Below are 1,157 nucleotides of genomic sequence, written 5' to 3' on the forward strand. Positions count from 1 at the left end.
GGACCGACCGAAACGGGCGGCCCAGGGGGCCGCGCCGTTCTATCGCAGGGTCGCCATCTACACCCTGCCTTCAGCTGAACTGGTTGACCAGCCCCTCCAGGTATTCCTGCTTGCCGCTCTTCGGCTGCGGGTTGACGCCATTGGCCTCCACGTAGGCGGCCATGTCCTCCAGCGTCTTCTCGCCCTTAAGGATGGACTGCCCCATGTCGCCCTTCCAGCCCGCGTAGCGGTCGGCGAGGAAGGTGTCGAGGGTGCCGTCCTCGATGATGGCGGCGGCGTTGAGGAGGCCGCGGGCGGCGGCGTCCATGGAGGCCGCGTGGGCGATGATCAGGTCTTCCGGATCCAGCGACTGACGGCGGATCTTGGCGTCGAAGTTGAGCCCGCCCGTGGTGAAGCCGCCGGCGCGGATGATCTCCAGCATGGCGCGGGTCAGCTCCGGCACGCTCATGGCGAACTGGTCGGTGTCCCAGCCGACGAGTTCGTCGCCGCGGTTGAGGTCCACCGAGCCGAAGATGCCGAGGGCGGCGGCCATCGCCAGTTCGTGCTCGAAGGAGTGGCCGGCGAGGATGGCGTGGTTCTGCTCCACGTTGACCTTCACTTCGGTCTCCAGGCCGTAGGCCTTCAGGAAGCCGTACACGGTCTGCACGTCGAAGTCGTACTGGTGCTTCGTCGGCTCGCGCGGCTTCGGCTCGATCAGGATGGCGCCCTTGAAGCCGGTGCGGTGCTTGTAGTCCACCACCATGGAAAGGAAGCGGCCGGCCTGGTCCATCTCGCTCTTCAGGTTGGTGTTGAGGAGCGTTTCATAACCCTCGCGACCACCCCAGAGCACATAGTTCTCGCCGCCGAGTTCGCGGGTCACGTCCATGGCGTTCTTCACCTGGGCGGCCGAATAGGCGAACACCTCCGGATCCGGGTTGGTGGCCGCGCCGGCCATGAAGCGCCGGTTGGAGAAGAGGTTGGCCGTGCCCCAGAGGAGCTTGATGCCGGTCTCCTCCTGCTTGCGCGCGAAGATCTCGGCGATCTCGCGCACGTTCCGGTTCGACTCGGCGAGCGAGGTGCCCTCGGGGGCGATGTCGCGGTCGTGGAAGGAATAGAAGGGCACGTCCAGGATGGTGAAGAGGTCGAAGGCGACGTCCGCCTTCTGCCGGGCGAGCGCC

General features: G+C 66.4%; 1 protein-coding gene. It reads right to left on the bottom strand.

Annotation, left to right across the window (positions count from 1 at the left end; genetic code table 11):
• Positions 1-70 precede the first annotated feature (70 nt).
• Positions 71-1,157: xylose isomerase (xylA, locus tag BUQ68_RS22560; RefSeq protein WP_075218281.1), on the bottom strand; the 1,087-nt coding region annotated here is incomplete at its 5' end.

The sequence above is a fragment of the Mongoliimonas terrestris genome (assembly GCF_001927285.1).
Taxonomy (GTDB): Bacteria; Pseudomonadota; Alphaproteobacteria; order Rhizobiales; family Pleomorphomonadaceae; genus Chthonobacter; species Chthonobacter terrestris.